This window comes from Nocardia sp. NPDC056541, assembly GCF_042794235.1.
Lineage (GTDB): Bacteria > Actinomycetota > Actinomycetes > Mycobacteriales > Mycobacteriaceae > Nocardia.
Genome location: NZ_JBHTUD010000025.1, coordinates 20245 through 45715 on the forward strand (window position 1 = coordinate 20245; position 25471 = coordinate 45715).

The following is a 25471-nucleotide window of genomic DNA, read 5'->3' on the forward strand; positions in this document are numbered from 1 at the left end:
CCATCATCCCAGGCGTGCCGTCGCCGACGCGCGCGGACCCGACCCCGCGCCGAATCGGGCGGTGACCGGCATCACTACACTCGCGCGCGTTCCATGTCGCATGCGGTAATCCCCTTTCCGAGAGGAGCAATGGTGTACCCCTCGCAGCAGGGCGCACAGGACGGCCGGCTGGCCGTCCCGTCGCAGCAGCACTTCGGTCCCGGCCAGCAGGCGGTGGCGACGAGCGCGATCAATTCGTTCGTCACCTACGCCAAGGCCATCCAGGACCTCGACAAGAAGAATTTCCCCGACGAGTACGCCGGGCACAGCGATCGCATCCGCGAGCTGGAACCACTCTTGCGCGCGCACGGCATCCTCGACGTGATGCAGATCCGCAATCCCGACATCGCGGCACTGCTCGGGCAATAGGACCCCAGATCCCCGTTCGTGGACGCGAACGGGGATCTTCCTTACTCGGCCGCCGGTCGTTACTGTCTGGGCATGCAGCCAGGCCAGCGCGCTCCGCAATTCGAGCTCCCCGATCAGTCCGCCCAGCTCCGCTCGCTCGACGGCTTGCTCGCCGACGGCCCGGTGGTGCTCTTCTTCTACCCCGCCGCCAACACTCCGGTGTGCACCGCCGAGGCCTGCCACTTCCGTGATCTGAGCGGCGAGTTCGCCGCGCTGGGCGCCTCGTGTGTCGGTATCAGCACCGACAGCACCGAGGTGCAGGCCGGTTTCGCCACCAAGCAGCGCCTCGACTACCCGGTGCTGTCCGACAGCGACGGCGCGGTCGCCGCCGCGTTCGGCGTGAAGCGTGGACTGCTCGGCAAACTCGCCCCGGTCAAGCGACACACCTTCATCATCGACACCGACCGCACGATTCTCGAGATCGTCACCGGTGAGCTGCGGGCGGCCGTGCATGCCGACGAAGCGCTGGCCTTCCTGCGCAAGCGCAGCATCACTCCCGAGTAGTTCCGGTCGGCGAATCGCCGGGCGGCGGATCGGCGCCCGGCGACCTCGACGCATTTACGCTGGGCAGATGACAACCGGCGAGGTGCAGTCGAGCGGTCAGAAGCCCACGGCCGTCGTATGGCGTAACCGGGCGATCATGACCCTCGCCACGGTGGTGGTGCTGGTGGCCGCCTACTTCATCCTGTCCTCGTTCATCCCCCGGTGGTGGGCACAGCGGCTGGCCAACACCGTGCACGGCAGTTTCAGCTCGGGCATCTGGTGGGGGCTGGTGTACGGCTTCGTGTTCACCTTGCTGCCGCTGTTGCTGCTGATATTCGCGGTGCGGGTGTGGAAGCGCAAGGGCGGCAAGTTCATGGCGGGCGCGGCGGTGATCGTCGCGCTGGCCTGCTCGCTGCCGAATCTGATGACGTTGACGATCGTGCTCGGCGGCAACAATGCCGCACACGCGGGTCAGCGAATTCTGGACGTCGACGCGCCGGCGTTCCGCGGCGCCTGCCTGGTCGGCGCCATCATCGCGGCGGTGGTGTTCGCGCTGGTGATCGCGCTGATGGGCAAGCGCGGATTCAGCCGTCACAAGGCCGCCAAGGCCGCGGCGCAGGAACCGGCGCCCGCTACGCCGCCGATGACCGGCGATCGGTAGCCCTCACCCACACCCCCGCGGTGATGTGAGTGACCTCACGACCACCGCCAACTCCCGGACGCCACAGCGACGTCGTGGCAAACTCTTTCGTGTGCGCGCCTCACTCCACCATGTCCGCCGTCCGGCCGCGAGGCAGTACCGGCGATGACTCAGTGGCTCGACCCCGTCGAACAACGCGCATGGCAGGCGATCGTCGCGCTCATGACCCGGATTCCCGGCGCACTGGACACCCGGTTGCAGCGCGAGTCCGGCCTCACCCATTTCGAGTTCCGGGTACTCAGCCTGCTCTCCGAGGAGGCGGGACACCGGCTGCAACTGAGTGATCTCGCCCACAAGGCAAATGCGTCGCTATCGCGACTCTCGCATGTGGTCTCGAAGCTGGAACGCATCGGCTGGGTGCGCCGCGACACCACCGCGGGCCGACGCGGGGTGTACGCGGTTCTCACCGACGCCGGTTTCGAGAAGGTGATCGAGGCGGCCCCCGGCTACGTGGACGCCGTACGCAGGCTCGTTCTGGACGGTCTCACCGATCAGCAGACCGCGCAACTCGCGGTACTCGGGGAATCCCTGTCCGACCGGCTGAACCGGATCCTCGTCGAAGACGGCGACTAGCCGATGGCGAGCAGTACGTCGGTGTCGAAGCAGGTGTGAGTGCCGGTGTGGCAGGCCGCGCCCTCCTGATCGACGATCAGCAGCAGCGTGTCGCCGTCGCAATCCAGGCGCACCTCGTGCACGTACTGGGTGTGCCCGGAGGTCTCGCCCTTGACCCAGTACTGCTGACGCGAACGCGAATAGTAGGTCGCCTTGCGGGTTTCCAGCGTGCGGGCCAGCGCCTCGTCGTCCATCCAGGCCATCATCAGCACGTCGCCGGTGGCCTTTTCCTGTGCGATCGCGGCGATCAGTCCGTCCTCGGTGCGCTTGAGGCGGGCGGCGATGGCGGGGTCGAGGCTCATGCCTCGTTTATAACAGCAGCCAGTTCGATGGCCACCAGCAGTTCCACCAGGTCGTTCACGCTGCGGACATTGCGACCGGTGAGTTCCTGGATCCGGCCGAGCCGGTACTTGGCCGTATTGAGGTGGATGTGGAGGGTGTCGGCGGCTTCGCGCAGGTTCATGTCGGCGGCGGCGAACGCGCGGATCGTCTCGGCCAATGTCCCGCCACGAACGCGGTCCTCGGCCAGTGCGCTCCCGATGCGGGGGTCCACCAGCTGACGGGTGGTGTCATCGGCGCGCAGGAGCAGATATTTGAACGGCGTGAGCTGCGGTAACGCGAGTACCCCGCCGCCTTCGGGCAGGAGTTCGAGCGCGGCCTGCGCCTGCCGGTAGGCACGTGGAATCTGGGCGACCTCGGTGACCGCGGTGCTCACCCCGACGGCCAACGTGAGGCCCTCGGCGCCCAGCTCGTCACGCATCACGCGCAGCCGCTCGCACAATCCGTCGGCGGCGTCGCCCGCACCGAGCGCGGGCACGGCGATGATCTCGGATCCGCGGACCACCGACAGCGTCCGCAATCCGTTGACCGTGCACCGAGCCATCGCCGCGGACACCAATTGCCTTGCCTGACCGAGTCTTTCGGACGAATCCTCGTTGCGTTCCGCCCGATCGAGCACGACCGCGGTGATCACCACCACCGGCGCGGTGCGTTCGGCCCCGATTCCGTGCGCGGTGGCCACCGACAGGTGCGGACCGCTCGCCGGCAGCGCACCGTCGAGCAGCGCGTCCATCAGCGCCTGCGAGTCGCGCCCGGATTCGGCGGCCACGTACTGCTGGAACTCCAGATACGCGTCGGTGGCCTGGGTGCTGATCAGATCGGTGTAGCGGGCCAGCGGCCCCGCCAGCGACAGCACGGCCGCCTGACCTGCCTCGGAATCGCCCGCGTGCGCGAGCAGCGTTTTCCAGATGGCACGCTGGCCGAGGCGAAACGCCGCGATGTAGTCGACCAGCGGCAGCCCGGTGCGGGCCCGTCGCGCCGCCGCCTGCCGCGCGTAGGCGACGTCGGACGGGCAGACACGTCGGTGCTCGAGCAAGGCGCCGAGCCCGGTGCGGCTCAGCCGGGCGAGCTGATCGTGCACATCGTCGAGCAGACCGGGGCCCGCGGTGGCGTAGCCGGGCAGCTCGGCGCGGATCTTGGCCATCACGTCGTCGGCGATCTCATCGGCGTGGTCGTACGCCGCACCCGCTATCCGGTGACGCTCGGCCCGCACCTGATCAGACTCGGTCGAAACGGATAAACGTGATCCAGCTGACATGTTCCGGGAGTGTGCATGCGCGCGCTCACAGTGTCAACCACGTCACACTGTCCGCAGCGGACGAGCACCGGTCGAGTTCTTGGTCCACAACGTCCGATGTGGGCTCCGACCTGCGGTCTTAGTGTTCGTCGCATGCTCGAGATAACCAACCTGACGGTGCGCTTCGGCGGTATCACCGCTTTACAGGACGTCGGGTTCACGGTCGCTTCCGGCGAAATGGTCGGCCTGATCGGACCCAACGGCGCAGGCAAGACCACCCTGTTCAACTGCATGACCCGGCGCAACCGGCTGACGTCGGGCACCATGCGTTACCTCGACACCGATCTGTCCACGGTGCGGCCCGACGCGCTGGCCGCGCTCGGCATCGCCCGCACTTTCCAGAACCTGGGCCTGTTCCCCCGTCTCTCGGTGCGCGAGAACATCCTCGTGGGTGCGCACCACCGAGCCTGCGCGGGCTTCGTATCAGCCGGACTGCGGTTGCCGAAGATCCGCAGGGAGGAAAAGCTGCTGCGCGCCGAAGCCGATGAACTGCTCGAGCGCCTCGACCTGACCGCGGTCGCCGACCACCCGGCTTCCGGTCTGCCTTTCGGCACCCTCAAACGCATCGAACTCGCCAGAGCGCTGGCGGTGCGGCCACAACTGCTGCTGCTCGACGAACCCGTGAACGGCTTGAGCCACGGAGAAGTCGACGAATTCGCCCACCGCCTGCGCACCCTGCAAGCCGACCTCGCGCTGACCGTGATCGTCGTCGAACACCACATGGGTTTCGTGATGGGCACCTGCGATCGGGTGATCTGCCTCGAGTTCGGCCAGGTGATCGCCGAGGGCGAACCCGAAGCGGTACAGCAGGATCCGGCCGTCATTCGCGCCTATCTGGGGGCTTCGGCATGAGCGAGCACTGGCCGACGGCCGACGACGCGTTCTTGACGGTCACCGATCTGCATGCCGGTTACGGTGCGGCGAAAGTCCTGCACGGCGTCAGCTTCTCGGTCCGGCAGGGCACCGTGTGCGCGATCCTCGGCCCCAACGGCGCCGGCAAGACCACCCTGCTGCGCGCCCTGTGCGGGATGATCAAGGTTCGCGGCAGCCTGCTCCTCGACGGTGACGAAGTATCGGGTCGCGCACCGGAATCGATGGCGCGCCTCGGCGTGGCCCATGTTCCCGAGGGGCGCGGCACCTTCGCCCCGCTCACCGTCGAAGAGAACCTGCGCCTGGGCGCCTACCCCCGCCGTGACCGCGCCGCCGTCGAAACCGACCTGCGCCGCGTCTACGACTACTTCCCGATCCTGCGCGACAAACAACGCGACGCCGCGGGCGGCCTGTCCGGCGGCCAGCAGCAGATGCTCGCCATCGGCCGGGCGCTGATGCTGCGGCCACGCATGCTGCTGCTCGACGAACCCTCGCTCGGCCTCTCACCGCTGGTCACCCAGGAGTTGTTCGGGATCGTCGCCACCATCAACGAGGAGGAACGCACCACGGTGATCGTCGTCGAACAGAACGCCCACCTGGCGCTCGGTGTCGCCCAGCAGGCGCACGTCCTGGAAACCGGGCGCATCGTCTTGTCGGGCACCGCCGAGCAGATCAGGGCCGATGAACAGGTCACCCGCTCCTACCTGGGAATCCAGGTGAAGCCGTGATCGAATTCCTGCAGCAACTCGTCGAGGGTCTGTCCGCGGGCGCGATCTACGCGGGTCTCGCGCTGGCACTGGTGCTCATCTACCGATTCACCGGGATCGTCAATTTCGCCCAGGGTGAGCTGGCCATGTTCTCGGCGTTCCTGGCCTGGCAGCTGAGCCAGATCATGCCGTTCTGGGCGGCGCTGATCCTCACTCTCGCCATTTCGTTCGCCGGCGGCATGCTGATCGAACGAGTGGTGATCCGGCCGGTCGAGGGCGCGCCCGAGATCACCCTGGTGATCGTCACCGTCGGACTGTTCTTCACCATCCACGCCACCGCGGGCTGGATCTGGTCGTATCAGACCAAATCGTTCCCGAATCCCTTCCCGGAGGGGGCTCTGCGTGGTGGCGGGCTGAGTGTGGGCTACGGCAGTCTCGGCGTCCTGCTCGTCGTCGGCGTGGTCATGGCGCTGCTGTATCTGCTGTTCCGCTACACCAGGATCGGGCTCGCCATGCGTGCGGTGGCGTGTAACCCGCAGTCGGCCAAACTCGTCGGTATCCGGGTCGGCACCGTGCTCGCGCTCGGCTGGGGACTGGCCGCGCTGGTCGGGGCGGTGTCAGGCGTGCTGTCGGCGCCGCTGCTGTTCCTCGAACCCAACATGATGGGCGGAGTCCTCATCTACGCCTTCGCGGCGGCGACGCTGGGCGGGTTCGACTCCCCCGGCGGCGCGGTGGCGGGCGGTCTGATCGTCGGCGTCGCCGAAACCCTCACCGGCGCTTACGTCGACGCGATCGGCACCGAACTCAAGATCGGCGTGCCGCTGGTGATCATCCTGGGCGTGCTCTTGCTGCGCCCGCAAGGTCTGTTCGGACACGCGGCGGTGGAAAGAGTATGAGCGAAGTGAAACTCACCGAAAAGCCAGTGACCACGAAACTGTCTGTCCCACAGAATAATTCCGTCTCAGCTCGTATCAGTGCCATCCGGTGGCCACTGCTCGCGACGGCAGCGCTACTGCTGCTCGCCTGCGCGGCCCCGTTCCAGCTGGTGCCGTTCCACACCTTCCAGCTGGCCATGGCGATGATCTACGCGGTCACCCTGCTCGGGCTGAACCTGCTGGTCGGTCACACCGGCCAGATCTCATTGGGCCACGGTGCGTTCTTCGCGGTCGGCGCCTACACCGCCGCGATCGCGATGCAGCGCTGGGACGTACCGTATTTCGCGACCATCCCGATCGCCGCGGCCATCACCTTCGTCCTCGGTTTCGCCCTCGGCGTCCCGGCGTTGCGACTGCGCGGGCTGTACCTGGCGCTGGTCACCCTGGCCATCGCGATCTTCCTGGTCCCCCTGCTCAAGCGGTTCGACGACCTGACCGGCGGCTCGATGGGACTCGTTGTCGACAAGCCGGTGCCGCCCGCGTGGACCGGCCTCGCCGAGGACCAGTGGCTGTATTTCCTGGCACTGGCCACCACCGTGATCGGCTTCGTGCTGGTCGCCGGAATGCTGCGCTCGCGAGTCGGGCGGGCCCTGCACGCGATGCGCGACAACGAGATCGCCGCCGAGGTGCTCGGGGTGAACCTGGCGCACTACAAGACGCTCGCCTTCGCCTGGAGCGCGCTGCTGGCCGGTGTGGCCGGCTGTGTCTACACCTGGGTGATCGCGTTCGTCTCGCCCGACTCCTTCGCGCTGACGCTGTCGATCACGCTGCTGGCCGGACTGGTCGTCGGCGGGCTCGGCACCACCTGGGGCCCGCTGCTGGGCGGACTGTTCGTGATGTTCGTGCCCAGTTTCGCCCAGGACGTCAACCAGGCCGCACCCGGCGTCATCTTCGGACTGCTGATCATCGCGGTCATGTACCTCGCGCCGAAGGGTTTGGCCGGCCTGGCCACCCAGTGGACGCAATGGCTCGGACATCGTGTCCGGAAAGGGAAAACTCATGCGCACTAGGGCAATCCGCTCCATCGGTGTGACGGCCGCGCTTCTCGCGACCCTCACCGCGTGTGGTGGTCGTGGCGAGGAGACCGGCTCCGTCGGTCAAGGCGACTGCCAGGGCCAACAGACCACCGGTATCACCGACAGCACCATCAAACTCGGCGGGGCGTACCCGCTGTCGGGTCCGGCCTCGGCCTACAGCGAGGTCCCCAAGGGCGCCAAGGCCTACTTCGACTACATCAACGCCGAGCAGGGCGGCATCGATGGACGCAAGGTCGAGTACATCGTCCGCGACGACGGCTACCAGCCGCCGAAGACGGTCGAAGAGACCCGTCGCCTGGTCGAACAGGACCAGGTGTTCGCGGTCTTCCAAACCCTCGGCACGGCAACCTCTTCGGCGGTCACCGACTACCTCAACCAGCGCAAGGTGCCCCAGGTCTTCGTCGCCACCGGGGCGAACAAATTCGGTGCCGGCACCGAGCACCCGTGGACCATCGGCTGGCAGCCCAGCTACCGCACCGAGGGGCTGGCCTACGCGCAGTACGTGAAAGCGCAGCGGCCCAACGCCACCGTGGCGGTGCTCTACCAGAACGACGACTTCGGCAAGGACCTCCTCGCGGCGTTCACCGAGGGCGTCGCGGGCAGCGGGGTGAAGGTGATCGCCGAACAGAGCTTCGAGGTCACCGACCCCACCGTCGATGCCCAGGTGCGCAACCTCGCCAACTCCAAAGCCGATGTGCTGCTGAACTTCTCGACCCCGAAGTTCGCCTCGCAGGCGCTGGCCGCCGACGTGCGCAACGCTGACTGGAATCCGTTGCACGTACTCGCCGTGGTCTCCAACACCATGGCCACCCTGCGCCCGGTGGGGCTGCCCAACGTCCAGGGCACGGTGACCGCGGCGTTCCTCAAGGACGCCGCCGATCCGCGCTGGGCCACGGACGCGGGCATGCAGACCTACCGGTCCAAGCTGACGCAGTACGCCCCCGGCGCCGATCCCGAGAACCAGCACGCGATGGCCGGCTGGACGATGGCCGAGAGCTTCCGCAAGACCATGGACGCGGCGAAGTGCCCGACCCGCGAGGGCCTGCGCGACGCGATGCGCTCGCTGGACAACGTCTCCGCCGACCTGATGCTGCCCGGCATCGCGATGAAAACCGGTGCGAACGACGGCTATCCGCTCGAAGCGGTCGGCATCCAGACCTTCGTCGGCGAGCACTGGTCGCTCACCGACGGCGGTCTGATCGACACCGCGGGCAAGTAGTCACCCCCTCCCTCGTTGCGCAGCGCGTCCCAGCGTGCGCGGCTCGTCCGAAGTACCCCGATCGATGAGGATCACAGATGAAGATGTCAACCACTCTGGCCACGGCGGCGATGACCGCATTGGCCCTGTGTGTCAGTACCGGGACCGGCAACGCCGATCCCGCACCACAGACCGAGGTGCGCTACGAGGTGAGCAGGCAGGGTGACTCCGCGGTGCTGTCCACCGACGGCAAACTGCAGGTCGTCGACGGCCAGCTGGTGCTCACCACCGCCGCCGACACCCCGGTCGCCGCCCTGCCGCTGACCTACCGCATGGACGACAAGGTGTTCCCGATCGCCGCCACCGTCGACGGCGGTACCGCGACCCTGACCCCGTCCAAGGAGGGCGGCACTCCGGTGGCCCCGGCGACGAACCTGATCACCCAGGACGTGGCCGCGCAGCAGATCGCCGAGTCCTTCACCCCGCGCGATCAGGCGGCGCTCGGGGTCCTCAGCCAGCGCCTCGGCGTCGGTGGCGCCGTGGCGGCCATCGTCGGCGCGGTGGTCGGCGGTGGCATCGGTTGCCTGGTCGGCGGTGCCGCGGGCGCCACCATCGCCAGCCCGGTGATCGTGCTGCTGGTGCCGTGGGTCGGCGCCACCGTGGCCGGTTGCGTGCTCGGCGCGGCCACGCTCGGTGCGGTCGGCACGATGATCGGTCTGGTCACCGTCGGCGGTCCGCTGGCGCTGTTCTCGGCCTACCAGTACTTCTCGACCATTCTCGCGCCGTGCCCGGCCGAACTCGGCGCCTACTGCAAGGACCCCGCGGTCCCCACACCGCCGAAGTAGTACGCACCGCCGTCTCGCCGGCCCACCCGATCACCGCGTCGGGCGGGCCGGCTCGTGGCCGTTTCCGGCCGGTAAGGATTCCCCATGCGCAGAACAGTTTTCGATGCCGAGCACCGCGCCTTCCGCGCGGCGATGCGCGCGTTCATCGATGCCGAGGTCGTGCCGAGTTTCGGCAAGTGGTACGACGACGGGCTGGTGCCGCGCGAATTCTATTACCGGCTGGGCGAACTCGGGATCCTCGGCATGGAGGTGCCCGTCGAACACGGCGGACGCGGCCTGGACTCGTTCCGGTACCGGGCGGTGCTCACCGAGGAGATCGCGCGCGCCGCGGTGTCTTTCGGCGGCTCCAGCGCCCATGTGTCCCGCTGTCTGCCCCTGATCAACGACCTGGCGACCGCCGCACAGCGGCAGCGCTGGTTGCCCGGATTCGTCACCGGCGAAACGATGTTCGCGCTCGCGGTCGCCGAACCGGGCACCGGCACGGAGCCGTCGGGCATGCGTACCACCGCGCCCCTGTCGCTGGACGGCAGCGAATACCTGCTCAACGGTTCGAAGACCTACGTCATCGGGGGCGTGCACGCCGACCGCGTCATCGTGTGCGCGCGTACCGCGCCCCCGAGCGCGGACGACCCCACCTACGGCCTGTCCCTGCTGGTCGTCGACAGCGCCGCCCCCGGCTACCGCGTCGGGCGCGCCCTCGACACTCTCGGCCGAAAGGTCTGCGACATAGTTCAACTCACCTTCACCGATGTGCGGGTGCCGGTGACCGATCGGCTCGGTGCCGCGCACCGTGGCGACGACCATCTCGCCGCACAGCTGCCACGCGAACGGCTCACCATCGCCGTCGGCGCCCACGCGCAGGCCAGGGCCGCGGTGCGTTTCGCGCGCCGCTTCACCGCCGAGCGCACCGCGTTCACCCACTCGGTGGCGAGCTTCCAGAACACCACGTTCGAGCTGGCCGCCTGCCGGGCCGAGGTCGACGCGATCGAGGCGGTGGTCGACCGCGCGCTCGCCGCCCACGACCGCGGCGACCTGACCCCCGCCGACGCGGCATCGGCGAAGCTGTTCTGCACCGAGTCGGCCGGGCGGGTGATCGACCGCTGCCTCCAATTGCACGGCGGGGTCGGCTATCTCGCGGACTCCCCCATCGCCCGCCTCTACGCCGACCACCGCATCGATCGGATCGTGGGTGGCACCAGCGAAGTGCTGCGCACGATCATCGCCGCCGAGATGGGGTTGTGACGCCAGATCAGCGGGCGCGATTGAGCTCACCGAGCAGCCGCCAGGTGCGCTGCTGGTCCTCGGGTGTGGTGAGGTCGGTCTGGGAGAACACCACATCGGTGGCGCCCGCGGCGAAGTAGTCGGCCACGCGGTCGGCGACCGTCTCCTCGTCGCCGATCACCACGAGTTCGGCGGCCCGCTGGGCGCCCGACAGCGCGACCACTCGCTGATACGACGGAATCGTGTCGTAGAAGGCGGTTTTCGTCTCGGCGATGCTCCGGGCCGCGGCGACGTCGGCGGTCACGACGCCGGGCACCATCGCCACGATGCGGGGGTGCGGCCTGCCCGCGGCCGTCGCGGCGGCGGTCAACGGCGCGACGATGTGTTCGGCCAGCGCCTCGGGACCGACCAGGAAGGGCAACGTGCCGTCGGCCAGTTCGCCGGTGGCTCGCAGCGCCTGCGGCCCCATGGCCGCGACCAGTACCGGCACCGTCGGGTCGGCACCCGCCACCGCCGCGGGCATCGGACTGGCGGCGGTCACCGTCTCACCGCGGAAGTCCACCGCACCGGTGTCGAGAATCGACCGCAGCGCCGTGAGGAATTCACGCAGCCGGAGGCCGGGCCGGTCGAACGGCCCACCGAACGCGCGTTCGGACAGCGACCGAGCGCCGAGCCCCAACCCCAGCACGAACCGTCCACCGGTCGCCGCCTGCGCGGTCTGCGCCTGACCGGCCACCAGCAGCGGATGCCTGCCCGGCACCGGAACGACCGACGTCCCCACTTCGATCCCGGGCACCGCCCGACCGATCAACGCCGCCAACACGATCGCGTCACTACTGAAGGCCTGTCCCAACCACACCGAACTCAGCCCGACCTCGGCGGCGACTCCGCCCAGGTCGACGGCCGTGTCCACGGCGTTGGCGGAGTTGTCGAGGACGAACGGGGACAACGCGATTCCGATGCTCATCCCCGCATCAACGTCGGCGGCAACGGAGATCATCGCGATCCACGCACGATGATTCCAATGCCTGCGACCAGCTCACCGTTGACGCTCGGTCGATGCGTTCCGTCGGATCATCGTGCTGTGACGCCGAATTCGTTCGGCGCCAGGTGAATTCGGCTGGCCACCGCAACCGGTGTCAGCGGACGGTGATGCCGTCCGCGCGCATCGCGTTCTTCACCTGGCCGATGGTGAGGTCGCCGAAGTGGAAGACGCTCGCGGCGAGGACCGCGTCGGCGCCGGCGTGGACAGCGGGTGGGAAGTGGTCGACCGCGCCCGCGCCGCCGCTGGCGATCACCGGAACGCGCACCGCGGCGCGCACGGCAGTGATCATCGGCAGGTCGAAACCGGCCTTGGTGCCGTCGGCGTCCATCGAGTTCAGCAGGATCTCGCCCACACCGAGTTCGGCGCCGCGGACGGCCCATTCGACAGCGTCGATGCCGGTGCCACGCTTGCCGCCGTGGGTGGTGACCTCCCAGCCGGACGGGGTGTCGGGCTGACCGTCGGGCACGGTGCGCGCGTCGACCGAGAGCACGATGCACTGGGCGCCGAAGCGTTGCGACATCTCGAACAGCACCTCGGGGCGTGCGATGGCGGCGGTGTTCACCGATACCTTGTCCGCGCCGGCGCGCAGCAGCCGGTCGACATCCTCGACCGTGCGTACCCCACCGCCGACGGTGAGCGGGATGAAGATCTGTTCGGCGGTGCGGGTCACCACGTCGAGCATGGTGCCGCGGTCACCGGTGGAGGCGGTGACGTCGAGGAAGGTCAGTTCGTCGGCGCCCTGAGCGTCGTAGGTCGCGGCCAGTTCCACCGGATCGCCCGCGTCGCGCAGGTTCTGGAAGTTGACGCCCTTGACCACGCGACCCGCGTCGACATCCAGACACGGGATCACGCGGACCGCCAAGGTACTCGGCGCGGTGGTGCCGGGTCGTTCGTCGGTGCGCGGTGTCATGGGGTTCACCCTCGTTCTTCTTCGCTGACGGTGCAAATCATTTCCAGCAGTTCTTCGTGCACGCCCGGTGCGGCGGCCAGCACCGAACCGGACGTGATCGTCCACGGCGCGCCCGCGAGGTCGGTGACCACGCCACCCGCGGCGCGCACCAGCGCGACCCCGGCCGCGTTGTCCCACGGATGGTGCCCGAACACGACCGCGCCGCCGAGCACCCCCGAGGCGGTGAACGCCAGGTCGATGCCGGTGGCGCCGTGCATCCGCACCCGCGAGGACAACCGGCTCAGTGCACCGAGCAGGTCGAACCGGAACTGGCCGGGGATGCGACCCGCCGAGTCGAGGTTGAAAGCGCCGAATCCGATCATGGAGTCGGCGAGCTTGCCCGGTTCCAGCGGTGGCAATGCCACACCGTCGAGGTACAACGGTCCACCGGTCACCGCGGCGTAGCGGCGACCCAGCATGGGCAGCCAGGTCAGGCCGATCACCGGCTCGCCTTCGTGCACCAGAGCCAGCAGGGTGCCCGACATCGGGTGGCCCGAGGAGTAGTTGAAGGTGCCGTCGATCGGATCGAGCACCCAGGCCGTGCCCGAGGTGAGCGCCGGTCCGCCGAATTCCTCGCCGTGCACCGCGATGCCGGTCCGCTGCTGGAGTTCGGCGGAGATGGTGCGTTCCAGCTCGAGATCGAGTTCGGTGGCGAAGTCGTTGCGGCCCTTGGTCACCGCGCTCGGCGCGCCGAGTCCTTCGACGAAACGCGGGACCACGCCGTCCAGGATCTGGGTGGCGACGGTCAGCAGGTCGGTCAGTTCGGCGGTGCTCGGCGCGGCGGTCATCGGCGGTGTCAGCGCACCGCGGCCAGAGCTTCGGGCAGCGTGAAGCGGCCCGCGTACAACGCCTTGCCGATGATCGCGCCCTCCACACCGTCGTCGGCCAGGCCGGCGATGGCGACGAGGTCGTCGAGCACCGAGATGCCGCCGGAGGCGACCACCGGTGCCTCGGCGGCGTTGGCGACCTCGCTCAGCAGCTCGAGGTTGGGGCCGGTCAGCGTGCCGTCCTTGGAGACGTCGGTGACCACATAGCGCGCGCACCCGTCACGCTCGAGGCGTTCGAGCACCTCCCACAGGTCGCCGCCGTCGGTCACCCAGCCGCGACCGCGCAACCGCCACTGGCCGTCGATCTGCTTGACGTCGAGTCCCACCGCGATCCGGTCGCCGTACTCGCCGAGCACTCGCGCGCACCACTGCGGATTCTCGATCGCCGCGGTGCCGATGTTCACCCGCGCGCACCCGGTGGCCAGCGCCGCCTTCAGCGAATCGTCGTCGCGGATACCACCGGACAGCTCGACCTTCACGTCGAGTTCACCGACGACCTGAGCGATCAGTTCGCGATTGCTCCCCTTGCCGAAGGCCGCGTCGAGATCGACCAGATGCACCCACTCGGCCCCCGCTTGCTGCCACGCCAACGCCGCGTCTCGAGGCGACCCATAGCTCGTTTCGCTACCGGCCTCCCCTTGCACAAGGCGCACGGCCTCACCATTGGCGACATCGACAGCGGGCAACAGCACAAGACTCACGCATTCAGACTAGTAGGTCTGTGCCGCCGCTCCCGCAACGGTCCGCGCCGGTGAGGCCCGTGTCACGCGAACCCCGCGCACAACCGCTCGGCGCGTCGAGCGGGTCGGCCCGGATCCGGGGACCCGGGCCTGCCACGATTCGCTCAGCCTGCCGCGGCGTCGAACGCGCCGGGCTCGTAGGCACCGCCCTGCTGGCGCAGGATGACACCGAGCCGGTTGGCGGCGTTGATCTGGGCCACCACGGCGACCAAGGCGGCGAGCTGCTCGTCGTCGTAGTGCTCGCGCACCTGGGTCCAGGTCTCGTCGGATACGCCCTGCGCGGCGTCGGCGACGCGGGTCCCTTCCTCGGCCAGCGCCAGCGCCGCCCGTTCGGCGTCGGTGAACACGGTCGACTCACGCCAGGCGGCAACGAGATTGATCCGCGTCGCGGACTGCCCGGAGTGGGCCAGATCCTTGCTGTGCGCGTCGGTGCAGTAGCCGCAGCCGTTGATCTGGCTGACGCGCAGCATCACCAGGTCCTGGGTGGCTTTCGGCAGGGTCGACCGGATCAGTGCCAGGCTGGCGTTGCCGAACCGCTTGCCGAACGTGGCGCCGACCTCGGTGCCGAAAAGGTTGAATCGGGGTTCCATGACGTGTTCCTCACTGCTGGTGCTGAATCGAACGACCATGAGACGGCGGCGACCGGACCTCCGTAACAGCTCGTCGACGTGATCCACGCCACTGCGGATCGGTGTTACGCGACGGCGTCGGCCGGCGTCTGATGGGCGATACATCCGAGTGGAAAGGGAGTGACCCATGGCGCCGCAGCCCGAGGGCACAGCGAAGGACCCGGCGACGGAGGTGTTCGTCGCCCATCGCAATCTGCTGTTCACGGTCGCTTACGAGATGCTCGGCTCGGCCGCCGACGCCGAGGACGTGCTCCAGGAGACCTGGCTGCGGTGGGTGGGCGTCGATCTCGACGCGGTGCGCGACCGGCGCGCGTATCTGGTCAGGATCACGACCCGCCGGTCACTCGATCGGTTGCGCACGCTGGGTCGGCGCCGGGAGTCCTATGTCGGCCCCTGGCTGCCCGAACCGCTGCTGACCACGCCTGACATCGCCGAGGACGTCGAGTTGGCCGAGAGCGTCTCGATGGCGATGCTGCTCGTCCTGGAGACGCTGACGCCGATCGAAAGGGCGGTGTTCGTGCTGCGCGAAGTATTCGATCTGGACTACGACGAGATCGCCGAGGCCGTCGACAAGAGCCCGGCCGCCGTCCGCCAGCTGGCATACCGGGCGCGCGCCCACGTCGCAGCCCGCCGACCGCGCGGCATCGTGTCGGCGAGCGAATCCCGCGATGCGCTCGCGGCATTCCAGCGGGCGATCGAGACCGGCGATCTCCAGAATCTGCTCGACCTGCTCGCACCGGATGTCGTGTTCCTCGGCGACGGCGGCGGAATCAAGCAGGCCGCGCTGTCGCCCATCGTCGGGGCCGACCTGGTCGCCGCCTTGCTCACCGCCAGTGTGCCGAGGATCGGCGCGGCGATGACTGTCGAATCGGCACAGCTCAACGGCCACCCGGCCCTGATCCTGCGACTCGACGGCGTGATCGACACGGTCTTCGCGGTGCGCGTCGACGACGGCCTCGTCACCGGCCTCTACTCGGTCCGCAATCCCGACAAACTGTCGCGGACGGATACCGCGACCACGCTGCGACGCTGACCCGGCCGACCTGCGCCGACGAACTGACCTAGGTGGGGGCCGTCGGCTCGCGCGAACTCGATTCCCCACTGCTGAAGTAGTCAGCCGAGGCGGCGGCGGAGTTCGGGGAGTCCGCCGCCGGTGAGGTCGGCGAGCGCGGCCGTGCGGCCGACCACGGCCAGGGCGATGGCCTCGCCGGGGCCGCGCACTTCCGGGCCGTCGCCGGAGGACCAGTCGACGTCGGTGGCGACGAAACGCAGACCCTTGGCGTACCTGGCCGGGAAGGCGAAGGGGTCGGGGTAGTTCAGGACCGCGATGAGACGGTCCGCGGGGATCGTCCGTGGGCGGCCGAGGGGACGGCGGATGTCCTGGTGGTGGACGACGAGGTCGGAGAGCATCAACCGGGGCGAGTACTTCGACAGGCGACCCGACTCGGTCTCGAGCTTGTCCACCAGCTGCGCGGTCGTCAGCTCCGAGAACGACTGCGCGAGCGCGTTATTGGTGCGGCTGACCGAGCCCCGGCTCTTCACCACGACGGCCGCGTAGCCCAGCGGGCTCAGGGTGTCCTGCAACAGGTGCCCGACGACGTCACGAACCCGCCACCCCGCGCACAGCGACGGCGTCTCCCATTCCTGCTCGCTCAACCCCCGCAGCAGGTCGACCAGTTCGGCTCGTTCGTCGAGAACCATCCCCCGATAACTCATCCCGCCAGCCTAAGCTCACCGACCGACTTCCGACACCCTCTTTCAGCAGTTCCCTTGGGCGAGTAGCGATTACGAACCCAGGATCGGCAGGGAACAACCGAGCTGCCTTCGACGATTCGACGCGGGCCCGATGACGACGCGGCCGCGCGGGAGCGATGCGCGACAATGGACGCCGCGAACACTGCCTACCCCCCGTGACGGGTAGCACCTCCACGAACAGGATCGGCGCAACCCTTGGCCAAGCAGAATCGTCGGCGCCGGACAGGCCGTAAACCGGCAGCCGCTCCCGGACTTCCGATCGATGCCGCGTTGTCGGGCGACCGGTCGCAGGTGGCCGACGCGATCGCGACCGTGGCCTTCCTCGCCGCCCAGGGCGACACGAACGCGATCGGGCGATTCGCCGAACACGTCGCGGGCGCCGGGCTGGGCGCCGGAGTTCAGCTCGCCGCTGAGCGAATCATCGCCCGCGCCTTCGAGTTCGGCTGGTTGCCCCGCGATGTTCATGAGGCAGCGCGCAGACGGGTGGACGAGTTCGCGGTGAGCTACCTGACCGATCTGATGGCCGAGCACCGGTCCGATTTCCCCGCCGAGTCCGTCGACGGGATCTGGCAGTCGCAACTGGACGAGCTGAGCGCCACGGTCTGGTGGACGTCCGGGCAACCCCACCTCGATCAGTGGGCCGACCGCGCGCTTCTCACCCGCGAAGAGGCCCTCACCTCAGCCCTGACCGCCCTGGCCCTGCTCGTCCAACTCCCGAAACTCGAGCAGATCGTCGCACTGCCCGGCACCCGCAGGCAGACCGTCACGCACCACCATGTCGACGAGAAGACCCTCGGCCGAGTCCGTGGCCTTCTCGCCAAGGCCGAATCGACGTCCTTCGCCGAGGAAGCGGAAACGCTGTCCGCCAAGGCGCAAGAACTCATGACCAAGTACGCGATCGACCGCGCCCTGCTCGACACCCAGCGCACCGACCCCGACCTGCCCGCCGCCCGCCGCATCTGGCTGGAAACCCCCTACACCGACGCCAAAGCCCTGCTCATCGACATGGTGACCCGAGCCAACCGCTGCCGCGCGATCTTCGTCGCCGACTGGGGTTTCGTCACGATCGTCGGCGACGACCCCGACCTCGATGCCGTGGAGATCCTGTCCACCTCCCTGCTCGTCCAAGCCACCCGCACCATGATCGACAACGCCACCACCGAGGAATCCCGCTCCCGCCACTACCGCAAGGCCTACCTCACCGCCTATGCCACGCGAGTCGGCGAACGCCTCGCCGAGGCCGCCCGAGCAACCATCGCCGACTCCCCCGACCCCACTCACCTACTCCCCGTCCTGGCCACCCACCGACAACGAGTGGACAAAGCCTTCGCCACCTACTTCCCCACCGCCCGTACCCGAGGCATCACCATCCGCAGCGCCGAAGGCTGGACCGCAGGCACCGAAGCCGCCGACCGAGCCCACTTCGACAACCCCTGATCACCGACAGGCCCCACGATCGTCACGACGTCCGTACGCTCGATGTGTGCGGCCCATCATGTCCGAACACGAGCTGGACGACGGCTGGGAGTTGGCGCGCTCGACCGGAGCGGCAGCCACCGATGTCGTGATGGAAGGATTCCGCGATCGAGTGTCCGCGGGGTGCGATCTGCGGATCTTCCCGCGACCGGAAGTCACTGTGGTGATCCAGTTCGGCGACTGTGGGCTCAGTGTCGAAGGCCCCGATCAGCAGTTCACGTTCGACGGCCTGGTCGCCGGGCTCGACCCGGGGGTTCGCCGTGTGCACGCGGCGCGTGTCGAATGTGTCGAGGTGCGAATGTCGCCGATCGCCGCCTACCGCCTGCTCGGGGTCGCGCCGGCCGCCCTGAGCGGCGCGATGATCGGCCTCGACGAGGTCTGGGGTCCAGCGGCGCCACTGCTGCGCGAACAGCTGGCCGAAACAGCGACGTGGGCAGAACGATTCGCGCTGACGTCCCGGTTTCTCACCCTGCGTGAATCGACCAGGACGGCCGACCCGGAGGTCGCCGCAGCGTGGGACCGCATCGTCGCCGGCAACGGCGGCGTGCGGGTACGGGAGCTGACCGAACTCACCGGCTGGAGCCGCAAACGGCTGTGGTCGAGGTTCACCGACCAGGTCGGCGTGACACCGAAACGCGCCGCGATGCTCACCCGGTTCCGGCACGCGTTCGACCTGCTGACGACCGGCCATTCACCCGCGAATGCCGCTGTGGCATGCGGTTATTCGGATCAATCACACCTACATCGCGACGTGTCGGCCTTCGCCGGTGTCACACCGGGTGCGCTCACGGCGCTCTGACCGCCGGAACATTCGTTCAAGACAGCGCACCCTGGCGCACCCCACAGTGAGTGCATGAGCAATTCCCGAGGTCTGCAACGCCGGATCCGCGCCGCCGAACAGCGCGTCGCCGACGCCTACGGACTCACGATCAGCGAGCACCTGTTCACGCTGCGCGATCCCGCGGTACAGGTCCGCGTCCTGACCGCCGGATCCGGCGAACCCGTCGTCCACATCAACGGCATCTCGGCACCCGCCATGGGCATGGCACCGCTGATCGCCCACCTGCCCGGCTTCCGGCATATCCTCGTCGACCTGCCGGGTCACAGTCTCGCACCCCCTTTCGCTTGGCAAGGAAGTACCGTCCGCGAGCTGGCCACGGGTGTGCTCACCGGAACACTGGATGCGCTCGGCGTGGATCGAGCCGCGTTCGTCGGCAGCTCCCTCGGCGGCTTGTTCACCCTCTGGGCCACGCTGGACGCACCGAAACGGCTCACGCGAGCAGCGATTGTCGCCACCCCCGCCACCGCCTTCCCCGACATGCGCGGCATTGCCGAGATGGAGTCACTGACCTCTCCGCTCCGCGGCCCTGTCGATGAAAGGCTGATGCGACTGCCGTCCCCGCGGTTCGTCGCCCGCTTCGCCCTCACCGAGGCGCTCGGGGCGACAGCATCTCGTGCCATGTCCGACGACATGCTCGATCTGCACCGGCTACCGCTGCGACTGCCCGGACAGGCCGCGTCCTACCGCGCGCTGCTGTGTCGCCTGATGCGGGGACGTATCGCGCGCCCCGACAACGTCCTGACCGATGACGAACTGGCTCGGATCACCACGCCGCTGCTGTTCGTCTGGGGCGAGCACGACGTTTTCAGCTCCCCTGACCAGGCTCGACCATCGCTGACGAAGATCCCCGGCGCGCGACTCGTCGTCGTCCCCGGCGGTCACGGCCCGTGGTTCGACGACGCGGTCCGCTGCGCGGCACCGGTCCGCGCGTTCCTGTCAGACGAGCCGCTGACCGCCGGAACCGAACGAGAGCGCCACCGCGCCTAGCCACGGTTGCCGCACGACAGTCAGCCGAGGTGGCCGGACTACAGCGAGCCGATCCAGTTGCGCAGCAGTTGCGCACCCGCGTCGCCGGACTTCTCCGGGTGGAACTGGGTGGCCGAGAGCGGTCCGTTCTCGACGGCGGCCAGGAAGGGGACGCCGTGCTCGGCCCAGGTGAGCTTCGCGGGTGCGATGTGCTCGTTGTCCGGGAGTTCCCACTGCTGCGCCGCGTAGGAGTGGACGAAGTAGAAGCGGGTGTCGGCGTCCATACCGGCGAACAGCGTGCTGTCGGCTGGTGCCTTGACTGTATTCCAGCCCATGTGCGGAAGGACGGGAGCGTCCAGTCCCGCGACGGTGCCGGGCCATTCGCCGCAGCCTTCGGTCTCGACACCGAACTCGACGCCGCGGTCGAACATGATCTGCATGCCGACGCAGATGCCGAGCACGGGACGTCCACCGGCGAGGCGCTGGCCGATCATGCGATCACCGCGCACCGACAGCAGCCCGGCCATACAGGCGGCGTACGCACCGACGCCGGGGACGACGAGGCCGTCGGCGGCCAAGGCGGCGGTGGGGTCGGCCGTGACCTCCACCTGCGCACCGGCACGCACCAGCGCGCGTTCGGCGGAGTGCAGATTGCCGGAGCCGTAGTCCAGCAGCACAACGGATTTCACAGCACACCCTTCGTGGACGGCACACCACTGACCCGGGGGTCGATTTCCACGGCGGCGCGCAGAGCCCGCGCGACAGCCTTGAACTCGGCCTCGGTGATGTGGTGCTGGTCGCGGCCGTAGAGCACCCGCACGTGCAGCGCGATGCGGGCGTTCTGCGCGATCGACTCGAAGACGTGCTTGTTGAGCACCGTCGAGTACGACGCGCCGGGGCCCGCGCTCGGGATGATGGTGTGCACGAGGTGTTCGGGCTCGCCGGTGAACACGCAGTACGGCCGGCCGGACACGTCGACGGCGGCGTGCGCGAGGGTCTCGTCCATCGGGATGAACGCGTCGCCGAAGCGGCGGATCCCCTTCTTGTCGCCCAGCGCCTGCCCGAGCGCCTGTCCCAGCACGATCGCGGTGTCCTCGACCGTGTGGTGCGCTTCGATCTCGATGTCACCCTCGGCCCGTACCACCAGGTCGAACCCGGCGTGCGCGCCGAGCGCGGTCAGCATGTGGTCGTAGAACGGCACCCCGGTGGCGATCTCGGTCTGCCCGGTGCCGTCGAGGTTCAGCTCCACCAGAATCGAGGACTCTTTGGTGACGCGTTCCACCCGCGCTGTTCTGCTCATGATTGTGTTCCTCCACAGGTGGATTCAGTGAGTAAGGTCGGTGCCCGCGATATCGCGGCTCACGCGCAGGAATTCGTCGTTCTCGGCGGCGAGGCCGATGGTGGCGCGCAGGTACCCGGGGATGCCGACATCGCGGATCAGCACACCCGCGTCGAGGTAGTGCTGCCACGCGGCGCCCGCGTCGGTGAACCGGCCGAACAGCACGAAGTTGGCGTCGCTGGGGATCACGTCGAATTCGAGCGAGGCGAGTGCGGCGGCGACCCGATCACGCTGAGCCGCCAATTCCGCGACGCTACCGAGGGTTTCGTCAGCGTGACGCAATGCCGCGCGCGCGGCGGCCTGGGTGACCACCGACAGGTGATACGGCAAGCGCACCAGCAGAATCGCGTCGATCACCGCGGGCGAGGCGGCCAGGTAGCCCAGGCGCCCACCCGCGAACGCGAACGCCTTGCTCATGGTGCGGGTGACAACGAGCTTGGTCGGGAACCGGTCGATCAAGGTGATCGCGCTGGGCGCCGCGGAGAACTCGCCGTACGCCTCGTCGACCACGACGATGCCGGGCGCGACCTCGAGAATCCGCTCGAGCTCGGCGATCGGGATGCTGTGCCCGGTCGGGTTGTTCGGGCTCGTCACGAACACCACGTCGGGTCGGCGTTCGGCGATCTGGGCCACCGCGTAGTCGATGTCGAGCGAGAAGTCACCACTGCGCTTGGCCTCGACCCACTCGGTGTCGATGCCCTCCGAGATGATCGGGTGCATCGAGTACGAGGGCACGAAACCCAGCGCGCTGCGGCCCGGTCCGCCGAACGCCTGCAACAGCTGCTGCAGGATCTCGTTGGAGCCGTTGGCCGCCCACACATTCGCGGTGTCGACGGCGACACCGGTCTGACGGGTCAGATACTCGGCCAGGTCGTGGCGCAGCGCGACAGCGTCGCGATCCGGGTACCGGTGCAGATCGGCGGCGGCGGCGCGCACCGACTCGGCGACATCGTCGATCAGCGCCTTGCTGGGCGGGTGCGGGTTCTCGTTGGTATTGAGCTGCACCGGCACCGTCAATTGCGGTGCGCCATAAGGCGATTTGCCCCGCAGGTTGTCGCGCAGCGGTAGCTGGTCCAGGGTCGCCGAAGCGCCGGGCACGGTGGGAGTACTCATGACAGCGCCTCGAAACGCGCCTGCACGGCCTGACCGTGCGCGGGCAGATCCTCCGCGTTGGCCAGGGCGACAACGTGTCCGGCGACATCCTTCAGCGCCGCCTCGGTGTACTCCACGATGTGGATGCCACGCAGGAACGTCTGCACGCTCAGTCCCGAGGAGTGCCGCGCACACCCCGCGGTCGGCAGCACGTGGTTCGAACCCGCGCAGTAGTCACCCAGGCTGACGGGCGCCCACGGGCCGACGAAGATCGCACCGGCACTGCGCACCCGCGCGGCGACAGCGGCGGCGGCCACGGTCTGGATCTCGAGGTGCTCGGCGGCATAGGCGTCGACCACCCGCAGACCCTGCGCGATGTTGTCGACGAGCACGATCCCGGACTGCTTGCCGCTCAACGCTTCCCGCACGCGATCGTGGTGTTTGACCACGGCGAGCTGAGCGTTCACGGCAGCGTCGACCGCGTCGGCCAGCGCGGGAGAATCGGTGACCAGCACACTGGCGGCGAGCACATCGTGCTCGGCCTGGCTGATCAGGTCGGCGGCCACGTGCACCGGATCGGCCGTGGCGTCGGCCAGCACGGCGATCTCGGTGGGGCCCGCCTCGGCATCGATGCCGACCAGCCCACGACACAGCCGCTTGGCCGCGGTGACGTAGATATTGCCGGGCCCGGTGATCAGGTCGACCGGTTCGAGCGCCCCGCCGTCGGTATCGACACCGCCGTAGGACAGCAGCGCCACCGCCTGCGCACCGCCGACCGCCCACACCTCCTCGACGCCGAGCAGCGCGGCGGCCGCCATGATCGTCGGGTGCGGCAGCCCACCGAACTGCGCCTGCGGCGGCGAGGCCACCACCAGCGACTCGACACCGGCGGCCTGCGCGGGCACCACGTTCATGACGACCGACGACGGGTACACGGCGTTGCCGCCGGGCACGTACAGCCCGACCCGCTCCACCGGCAGCCACTTCTCGGTGACGGTGCCACCGGGCACGACCTCGGTCACCGTGTCGGTGCGCCGCTGATCGGCGTGCACCTTCCTGGTCCGCTCGATCGCCACCTCGAGTGCGGCGCGCACCGCCGGGTCCAGCTCGGCGAGCGCCTTGGTCAGCTCGCCGGCCGGTACCCGCACCACGGCGGGCCGCACGCCGTCGAACTTCTCGCTGTAGTCCAGCGCCGCCTCGGCGCCCCGGTCCCGAATGTCCTCGACGACCGGCCGCACATGATGCAGCACCGAGTCCACGTCGACCCCTCCGCGCGGCAGCGCGGTGCGCAGCTCGGCAGCGGAAGGAGTACGACCGCGCAGATCGACGCGGGCGAGCTCGATGCGGGAAGTCATATCGGGGTACGGTCCTGTTCTGTGCTGGGGCTCAGGTCAGCTACCAGCCTAATGGTCGGCCGCCATCGCTTTTCCACCCACATCCCACCGAGGCGACGGACCCGACCGGCGGATCCGTCGCGAACACCAGCTAGCGGGTATCCCCGTCGATGCGCAGACTGCCGCCGGAGCTCACCACGCGCATGACCATGGCCTTGGTCGAGCCGTTGATGGTGATGCTGGCCAGGCGCATATTCGTGGAGCCGTCGGCGTTGTTGCCGCTGACCGCGGTGATGCTGGCGAAGGTGTCGACGGTGCGGGCGTTCCAGTACTCGCGGAACGCGGACTCGCTGCCGTAGACCTGCTGTGCGGCAGGGGTGAGCAGCGACCACGAACCGGCCGGATCACTGAAGAAGTTCTCGACCAGCAGACCCGCCGATCCGATATCGACGGTGCCGACATTGCTGGCCTGCCCGAGCGGCGGAACCGCCGCGCTGGGCTTCGGTGCCGCAGACGACTGCGCCGAGGTCTGCGGACCGGCCTGCACCTGCGGCGAATCCGAGTCGGAGCTGTTGAAGGCACTGAACGCCACGGCGACGGCCGCGACCACCGCACCCACCGCGGACCCGATCAGCACCGCACGGCCCTTGCCCGCCTGCTTGCGCGGGGCGGGCATCGGCTGAGCCTGGGTGTGCGGATGCGCCGCGGTGTCCTGACGGACCTGCGGACGCGGGTTCGAGCGAATCTGACGGGTCGTGGCGGTGGACGCGCCCGCGTGGGAGGCCCGGCGACCGGACTGCCGGATCACCTGGGTGGTGGCCGCGGCGTTACGGCGGTTGAAAGCCTCACTGGCGGGGACGAATCCGGCGGGCACCGCGTTCTCGTCCTCGGCGAACGCGGCCAGCGCGTCGCGGGCCTCGGTCATCGTCGGACGGTCGAGGGGGTCCGGGCTGAGCAGATCGAGCAGGAAGTCGGTGGCCGGGCCCGCGTTGTGGGGCTCGCGTACCTGCCCGTTGGCGGCGGCATAGAGCACCGCGAGCGGGTTGGCGTTGGCACCGTAGGGGGGTTCACCTTCCAGCGCGTGGAAGAGCGTTGCGCCGAGGGCGAATACGTCGGCGGCAGGGGTCGGATCGGAGCCGCGCGCGACCTCGGGTGCCAGATAGGCGGCGGTGCCGCAGATCAGCCCGGTCTCGGTGAGCGTCACGTCGCCGGCCGCGCGGGAGATGCCGAAGTCGGTGATCTTCACCTCACCGTGGTCGCCGAGCAGGATATTGCCCGGTTTCACGTCGCGGTGTACCAGGCCGGCCTGGTGGGCGGCGATCAGGGAGGAGGCGACCTTCTCCCCGATGCGGGCGACCTCGAGCAGCGGCAGCGGGCCCTTCTGGCCCAGCTCACCCGCGAGGCTGACCGACTTGAGGTACTCCATCACCAGGCACGGATCACCGTTGTGCTCGGTGATGTCGAATACGACGATGGCATTGGGGTGCTGGAAGCGTGCCGCGTTGCGGGCTTCCCGAATCGCGCGCTGGCGCAACACATCCCGCTCGCCCTCGGGCAAGCTGGGTTTGATGTGGATCTGCTTCACTGCCACGGAGCGTTGGAGGCGTTCGTCGACAGCACGCCATACAACGCCTGTGCCGCCGCTACCAATACGCTCGACCAGGCGGTAATGCTCCGCGATCTTCTGACCGGTATCGATGGCGCCTACTCCGAACCTTCTCGAAATTGTGACATCCCGCGTATTGACCATGGGTATGGTCCGCCGCCGAGTGTAGCTGGCTGGGTGA

The 25471-nt window shown here is 68.7% G+C and carries 28 protein-coding genes; 15 read left to right on the forward strand and 13 right to left on the reverse strand.

Annotated elements, in window-relative coordinates; translation table 11 throughout:
* Nucleotides 1-129 precede the first annotated feature (129 nt).
* From ACFQ9R_RS30925 to ACFQ9R_RS30940, 4 genes are all read left to right on the forward strand, one after another.
* Nucleotides 130-408, forward strand: a complete 279-nt coding sequence (locus tag ACFQ9R_RS30925) for a hypothetical protein (protein ID WP_378995677.1) — start codon at nt 130-132, stop codon at nt 406-408.
* A gap of 72 nt (nt 409-480) precedes the next feature.
* Nucleotides 481-951 carry a peroxiredoxin gene (locus ACFQ9R_RS30930; protein WP_378995679.1) on the forward strand — a complete coding sequence of 157 codons (471 nt, stop codon included), beginning with the start codon at nt 481-483 and terminating at the stop codon, nt 949-951.
* A 67-nt stretch (nt 952-1018) separates the two neighbouring features.
* A complete protein-coding gene (locus ACFQ9R_RS30935; RefSeq protein ID WP_378995681.1) occupies nt 1019-1591 on the forward strand; it encodes a permease in 573 nt (190 codons plus the stop codon).
* 144 nt (nt 1592-1735) lie between these two features.
* The gene (locus ACFQ9R_RS30940; RefSeq protein ID WP_378995683.1) at nt 1736-2203 is read left to right on the forward strand and encodes a MarR family winged helix-turn-helix transcriptional regulator; all 468 of its coding nucleotides are present in this window, start codon (nt 1736-1738) and stop codon (nt 2201-2203) included.
* Here the strand turns inward: ACFQ9R_RS30940 and hisI are convergent.
* Together hisI and ACFQ9R_RS30950 are read right to left on the reverse strand one after the other, a co-directional pair.
* The gene (hisI, locus tag ACFQ9R_RS30945) at nt 2200-2544 is read right to left on the reverse strand and encodes a phosphoribosyl-AMP cyclohydrolase (RefSeq protein ID WP_378995685.1); all 345 of its coding nucleotides are present in this window, start codon (nt 2542-2544) and stop codon (nt 2200-2202) included. The two genes, ACFQ9R_RS30940 and hisI, sit on opposite strands and share 4 nt — an antisense overlap.
* The gene (locus tag ACFQ9R_RS30950) at nt 2541-3794 is read right to left on the reverse strand and encodes a PucR family transcriptional regulator (protein WP_378995687.1); all 1254 of its coding nucleotides are present in this window, start codon (nt 3792-3794) and stop codon (nt 2541-2543) included. The genes hisI and ACFQ9R_RS30950 overlap by 4 nt, the downstream gene beginning before the upstream one ends.
* Before the next feature lie 177 nt (nt 3795-3971).
* On the opposite strand from ACFQ9R_RS30950, the gene ACFQ9R_RS30955 reads away from it, so the two are divergent.
* The 7 genes from ACFQ9R_RS30955 to ACFQ9R_RS30985 all read left to right on the forward strand — a co-directional run bounded on the left by ACFQ9R_RS30955 (nt 3972) and on the right by ACFQ9R_RS30985 (nt 10712).
* Complete coding sequence (locus ACFQ9R_RS30955; protein WP_378995689.1) at nt 3972-4730, forward strand: ABC transporter ATP-binding protein; 759 nt, start codon at nt 3972-3974, stop codon at nt 4728-4730.
* On the forward strand, nt 4727-5476 hold the full coding sequence (locus tag ACFQ9R_RS30960) for an ABC transporter ATP-binding protein (protein ID WP_378995693.1): 750 nt from the start codon (nt 4727-4729) through the stop codon (nt 5474-5476). Before ACFQ9R_RS30955 ends, ACFQ9R_RS30960 begins: the two co-directional genes overlap by 4 nt.
* Nucleotides 5473-6351 carry a branched-chain amino acid ABC transporter permease gene (locus ACFQ9R_RS30965; protein WP_378995695.1) on the forward strand — a complete coding sequence of 293 codons (879 nt, stop codon included), beginning with the start codon at nt 5473-5475 and terminating at the stop codon, nt 6349-6351. Before ACFQ9R_RS30960 ends, ACFQ9R_RS30965 begins: the two co-directional genes overlap by 4 nt.
* Entirely contained in the window at nt 6348-7400 is a 1053-nt protein-coding gene (locus tag ACFQ9R_RS30970; RefSeq protein ID WP_378995697.1) for a branched-chain amino acid ABC transporter permease, read from the forward strand. Before ACFQ9R_RS30965 ends, ACFQ9R_RS30970 begins: the two co-directional genes overlap by 4 nt.
* Nucleotides 7390-8646: an ABC transporter substrate-binding protein gene (locus ACFQ9R_RS30975; RefSeq protein WP_378995700.1), complete on the forward strand. Its 1257-nt coding sequence runs from the start codon at nt 7390-7392 to the stop codon at nt 8644-8646. The genes ACFQ9R_RS30970 and ACFQ9R_RS30975 overlap by 11 nt, the downstream gene beginning before the upstream one ends.
* Nucleotides 8647-8723: 77 nt before the next feature.
* The gene (locus ACFQ9R_RS30980; RefSeq protein ID WP_378995702.1) at nt 8724-9470 is read left to right on the forward strand and encodes a hypothetical protein; all 747 of its coding nucleotides are present in this window, start codon (nt 8724-8726) and stop codon (nt 9468-9470) included.
* An 84-nt stretch (nt 9471-9554) separates the two neighbouring features.
* Complete coding sequence (locus tag ACFQ9R_RS30985) at nt 9555-10712, forward strand: acyl-CoA dehydrogenase family protein (protein WP_378995704.1); 1158 nt, start codon at nt 9555-9557, stop codon at nt 10710-10712.
* 7 nt (nt 10713-10719) lie between these two features.
* Here the strand turns inward: ACFQ9R_RS30985 and ACFQ9R_RS30990 are convergent, their stop codons facing one another.
* From ACFQ9R_RS30990 to ACFQ9R_RS31010, 5 genes are all read right to left on the reverse strand, one after another.
* Nucleotides 10720-11658: a TIGR03564 family F420-dependent LLM class oxidoreductase gene (locus ACFQ9R_RS30990; RefSeq protein ID WP_378995706.1), complete on the reverse strand. Its 939-nt coding sequence runs from the start codon at nt 11656-11658 to the stop codon at nt 10720-10722.
* A 172-nt stretch (nt 11659-11830) separates the two neighbouring features.
* Nucleotides 11831-12646 carry an imidazole glycerol phosphate synthase subunit HisF gene (gene hisF, locus ACFQ9R_RS30995; RefSeq protein WP_378995708.1) on the reverse strand — a complete coding sequence of 272 codons (816 nt, stop codon included), beginning with the start codon at nt 12644-12646 and terminating at the stop codon, nt 11831-11833.
* A 5-nt stretch (nt 12647-12651) separates the two neighbouring features.
* Nucleotides 12652-13473: an inositol monophosphatase family protein gene (locus tag ACFQ9R_RS31000; protein WP_378995711.1), complete on the reverse strand. Its 822-nt coding sequence runs from the start codon at nt 13471-13473 to the stop codon at nt 12652-12654.
* Between the two features lie 8 nt (nt 13474-13481).
* Entirely contained in the window at nt 13482-14213 is a 732-nt protein-coding gene (gene priA / locus ACFQ9R_RS31005) for a bifunctional 1-(5-phosphoribosyl)-5-((5-phosphoribosylamino)methylideneamino)imidazole-4-carboxamide isomerase/phosphoribosylanthranilate isomerase PriA (protein ID WP_378637223.1), read from the reverse strand.
* Nucleotides 14214-14356: 143 nt separating this feature from the next.
* Nucleotides 14357-14842 carry a carboxymuconolactone decarboxylase family protein gene (locus ACFQ9R_RS31010; RefSeq protein WP_378995714.1) on the reverse strand — a complete coding sequence of 162 codons (486 nt, stop codon included), beginning with the start codon at nt 14840-14842 and terminating at the stop codon, nt 14357-14359.
* Between the two features lie 166 nt (nt 14843-15008).
* Here ACFQ9R_RS31010 and ACFQ9R_RS31015 point away from each other — a divergent pair, with 166 nt between their 5' ends.
* Complete coding sequence (locus ACFQ9R_RS31015; protein WP_378995716.1) at nt 15009-15914, forward strand: RNA polymerase sigma-70 factor; 906 nt, start codon at nt 15009-15011, stop codon at nt 15912-15914.
* Between the two features lie 80 nt (nt 15915-15994).
* On the opposite strand, the gene ACFQ9R_RS31020 is transcribed toward ACFQ9R_RS31015, so the two are convergent.
* Complete coding sequence (locus tag ACFQ9R_RS31020; protein ID WP_378995718.1) at nt 15995-16597, reverse strand: maleylpyruvate isomerase family mycothiol-dependent enzyme; 603 nt, start codon at nt 16595-16597, stop codon at nt 15995-15997.
* Between the two features lie 234 nt (nt 16598-16831).
* On the opposite strand from ACFQ9R_RS31020, the gene ACFQ9R_RS31025 reads away from it, so the two are divergent.
* The 3 genes from ACFQ9R_RS31025 to ACFQ9R_RS31035 are packed head-to-tail and all read left to right on the forward strand — an operon-like array spanning nt 16832 to nt 19940.
* Nucleotides 16832-18073 carry a DUF2786 domain-containing protein gene (locus ACFQ9R_RS31025; RefSeq protein ID WP_378995720.1) on the forward strand — a complete coding sequence of 414 codons (1242 nt, stop codon included), beginning with the start codon at nt 16832-16834 and terminating at the stop codon, nt 18071-18073.
* A gap of 46 nt (nt 18074-18119) precedes the next feature.
* Nucleotides 18120-18911, forward strand: coding sequence for a helix-turn-helix domain-containing protein (locus ACFQ9R_RS31030; protein ID WP_378995722.1), 792 nt, complete (start codon nt 18120-18122; stop codon nt 18909-18911).
* A 54-nt stretch (nt 18912-18965) separates the two neighbouring features.
* Complete coding sequence (locus ACFQ9R_RS31035; protein ID WP_378995725.1) at nt 18966-19940, forward strand: alpha/beta fold hydrolase; 975 nt, start codon at nt 18966-18968, stop codon at nt 19938-19940.
* Nucleotides 19941-19978: 38 nt separating this feature from the next.
* Here ACFQ9R_RS31035 and hisH read toward each other — a convergent pair whose 3' ends face one another.
* The 5 genes from hisH to ACFQ9R_RS31060 form a co-directional block, all read right to left on the reverse strand.
* Nucleotides 19979-20608, reverse strand: coding sequence for an imidazole glycerol phosphate synthase subunit HisH (gene hisH, locus ACFQ9R_RS31040; protein ID WP_378995727.1), 630 nt, complete (start codon nt 20606-20608; stop codon nt 19979-19981).
* Entirely contained in the window at nt 20605-21219 is a 615-nt protein-coding gene (gene hisB, locus ACFQ9R_RS31045) for an imidazoleglycerol-phosphate dehydratase HisB (protein WP_328661055.1), read from the reverse strand. Before hisB ends, hisH begins: the two co-directional genes overlap by 4 nt.
* Nucleotides 21220-21243: 24 nt before the next feature.
* Nucleotides 21244-22371, reverse strand: coding sequence for a histidinol-phosphate transaminase (locus ACFQ9R_RS31050; protein WP_378995730.1), 1128 nt, complete (start codon nt 22369-22371; stop codon nt 21244-21246).
* A complete protein-coding gene (gene hisD / locus ACFQ9R_RS31055; RefSeq protein ID WP_378995732.1) occupies nt 22368-23705 on the reverse strand; it encodes a histidinol dehydrogenase in 1338 nt (445 codons plus the stop codon). The genes ACFQ9R_RS31050 and hisD overlap by 4 nt, the downstream gene beginning before the upstream one ends.
* Before the next feature lie 130 nt (nt 23706-23835).
* A complete protein-coding gene (locus tag ACFQ9R_RS31060) occupies nt 23836-25434 on the reverse strand; it encodes a protein kinase (protein WP_378995734.1) in 1599 nt (532 codons plus the stop codon).
* Nucleotides 25435-25471: the final 37 nt, after the last annotated feature.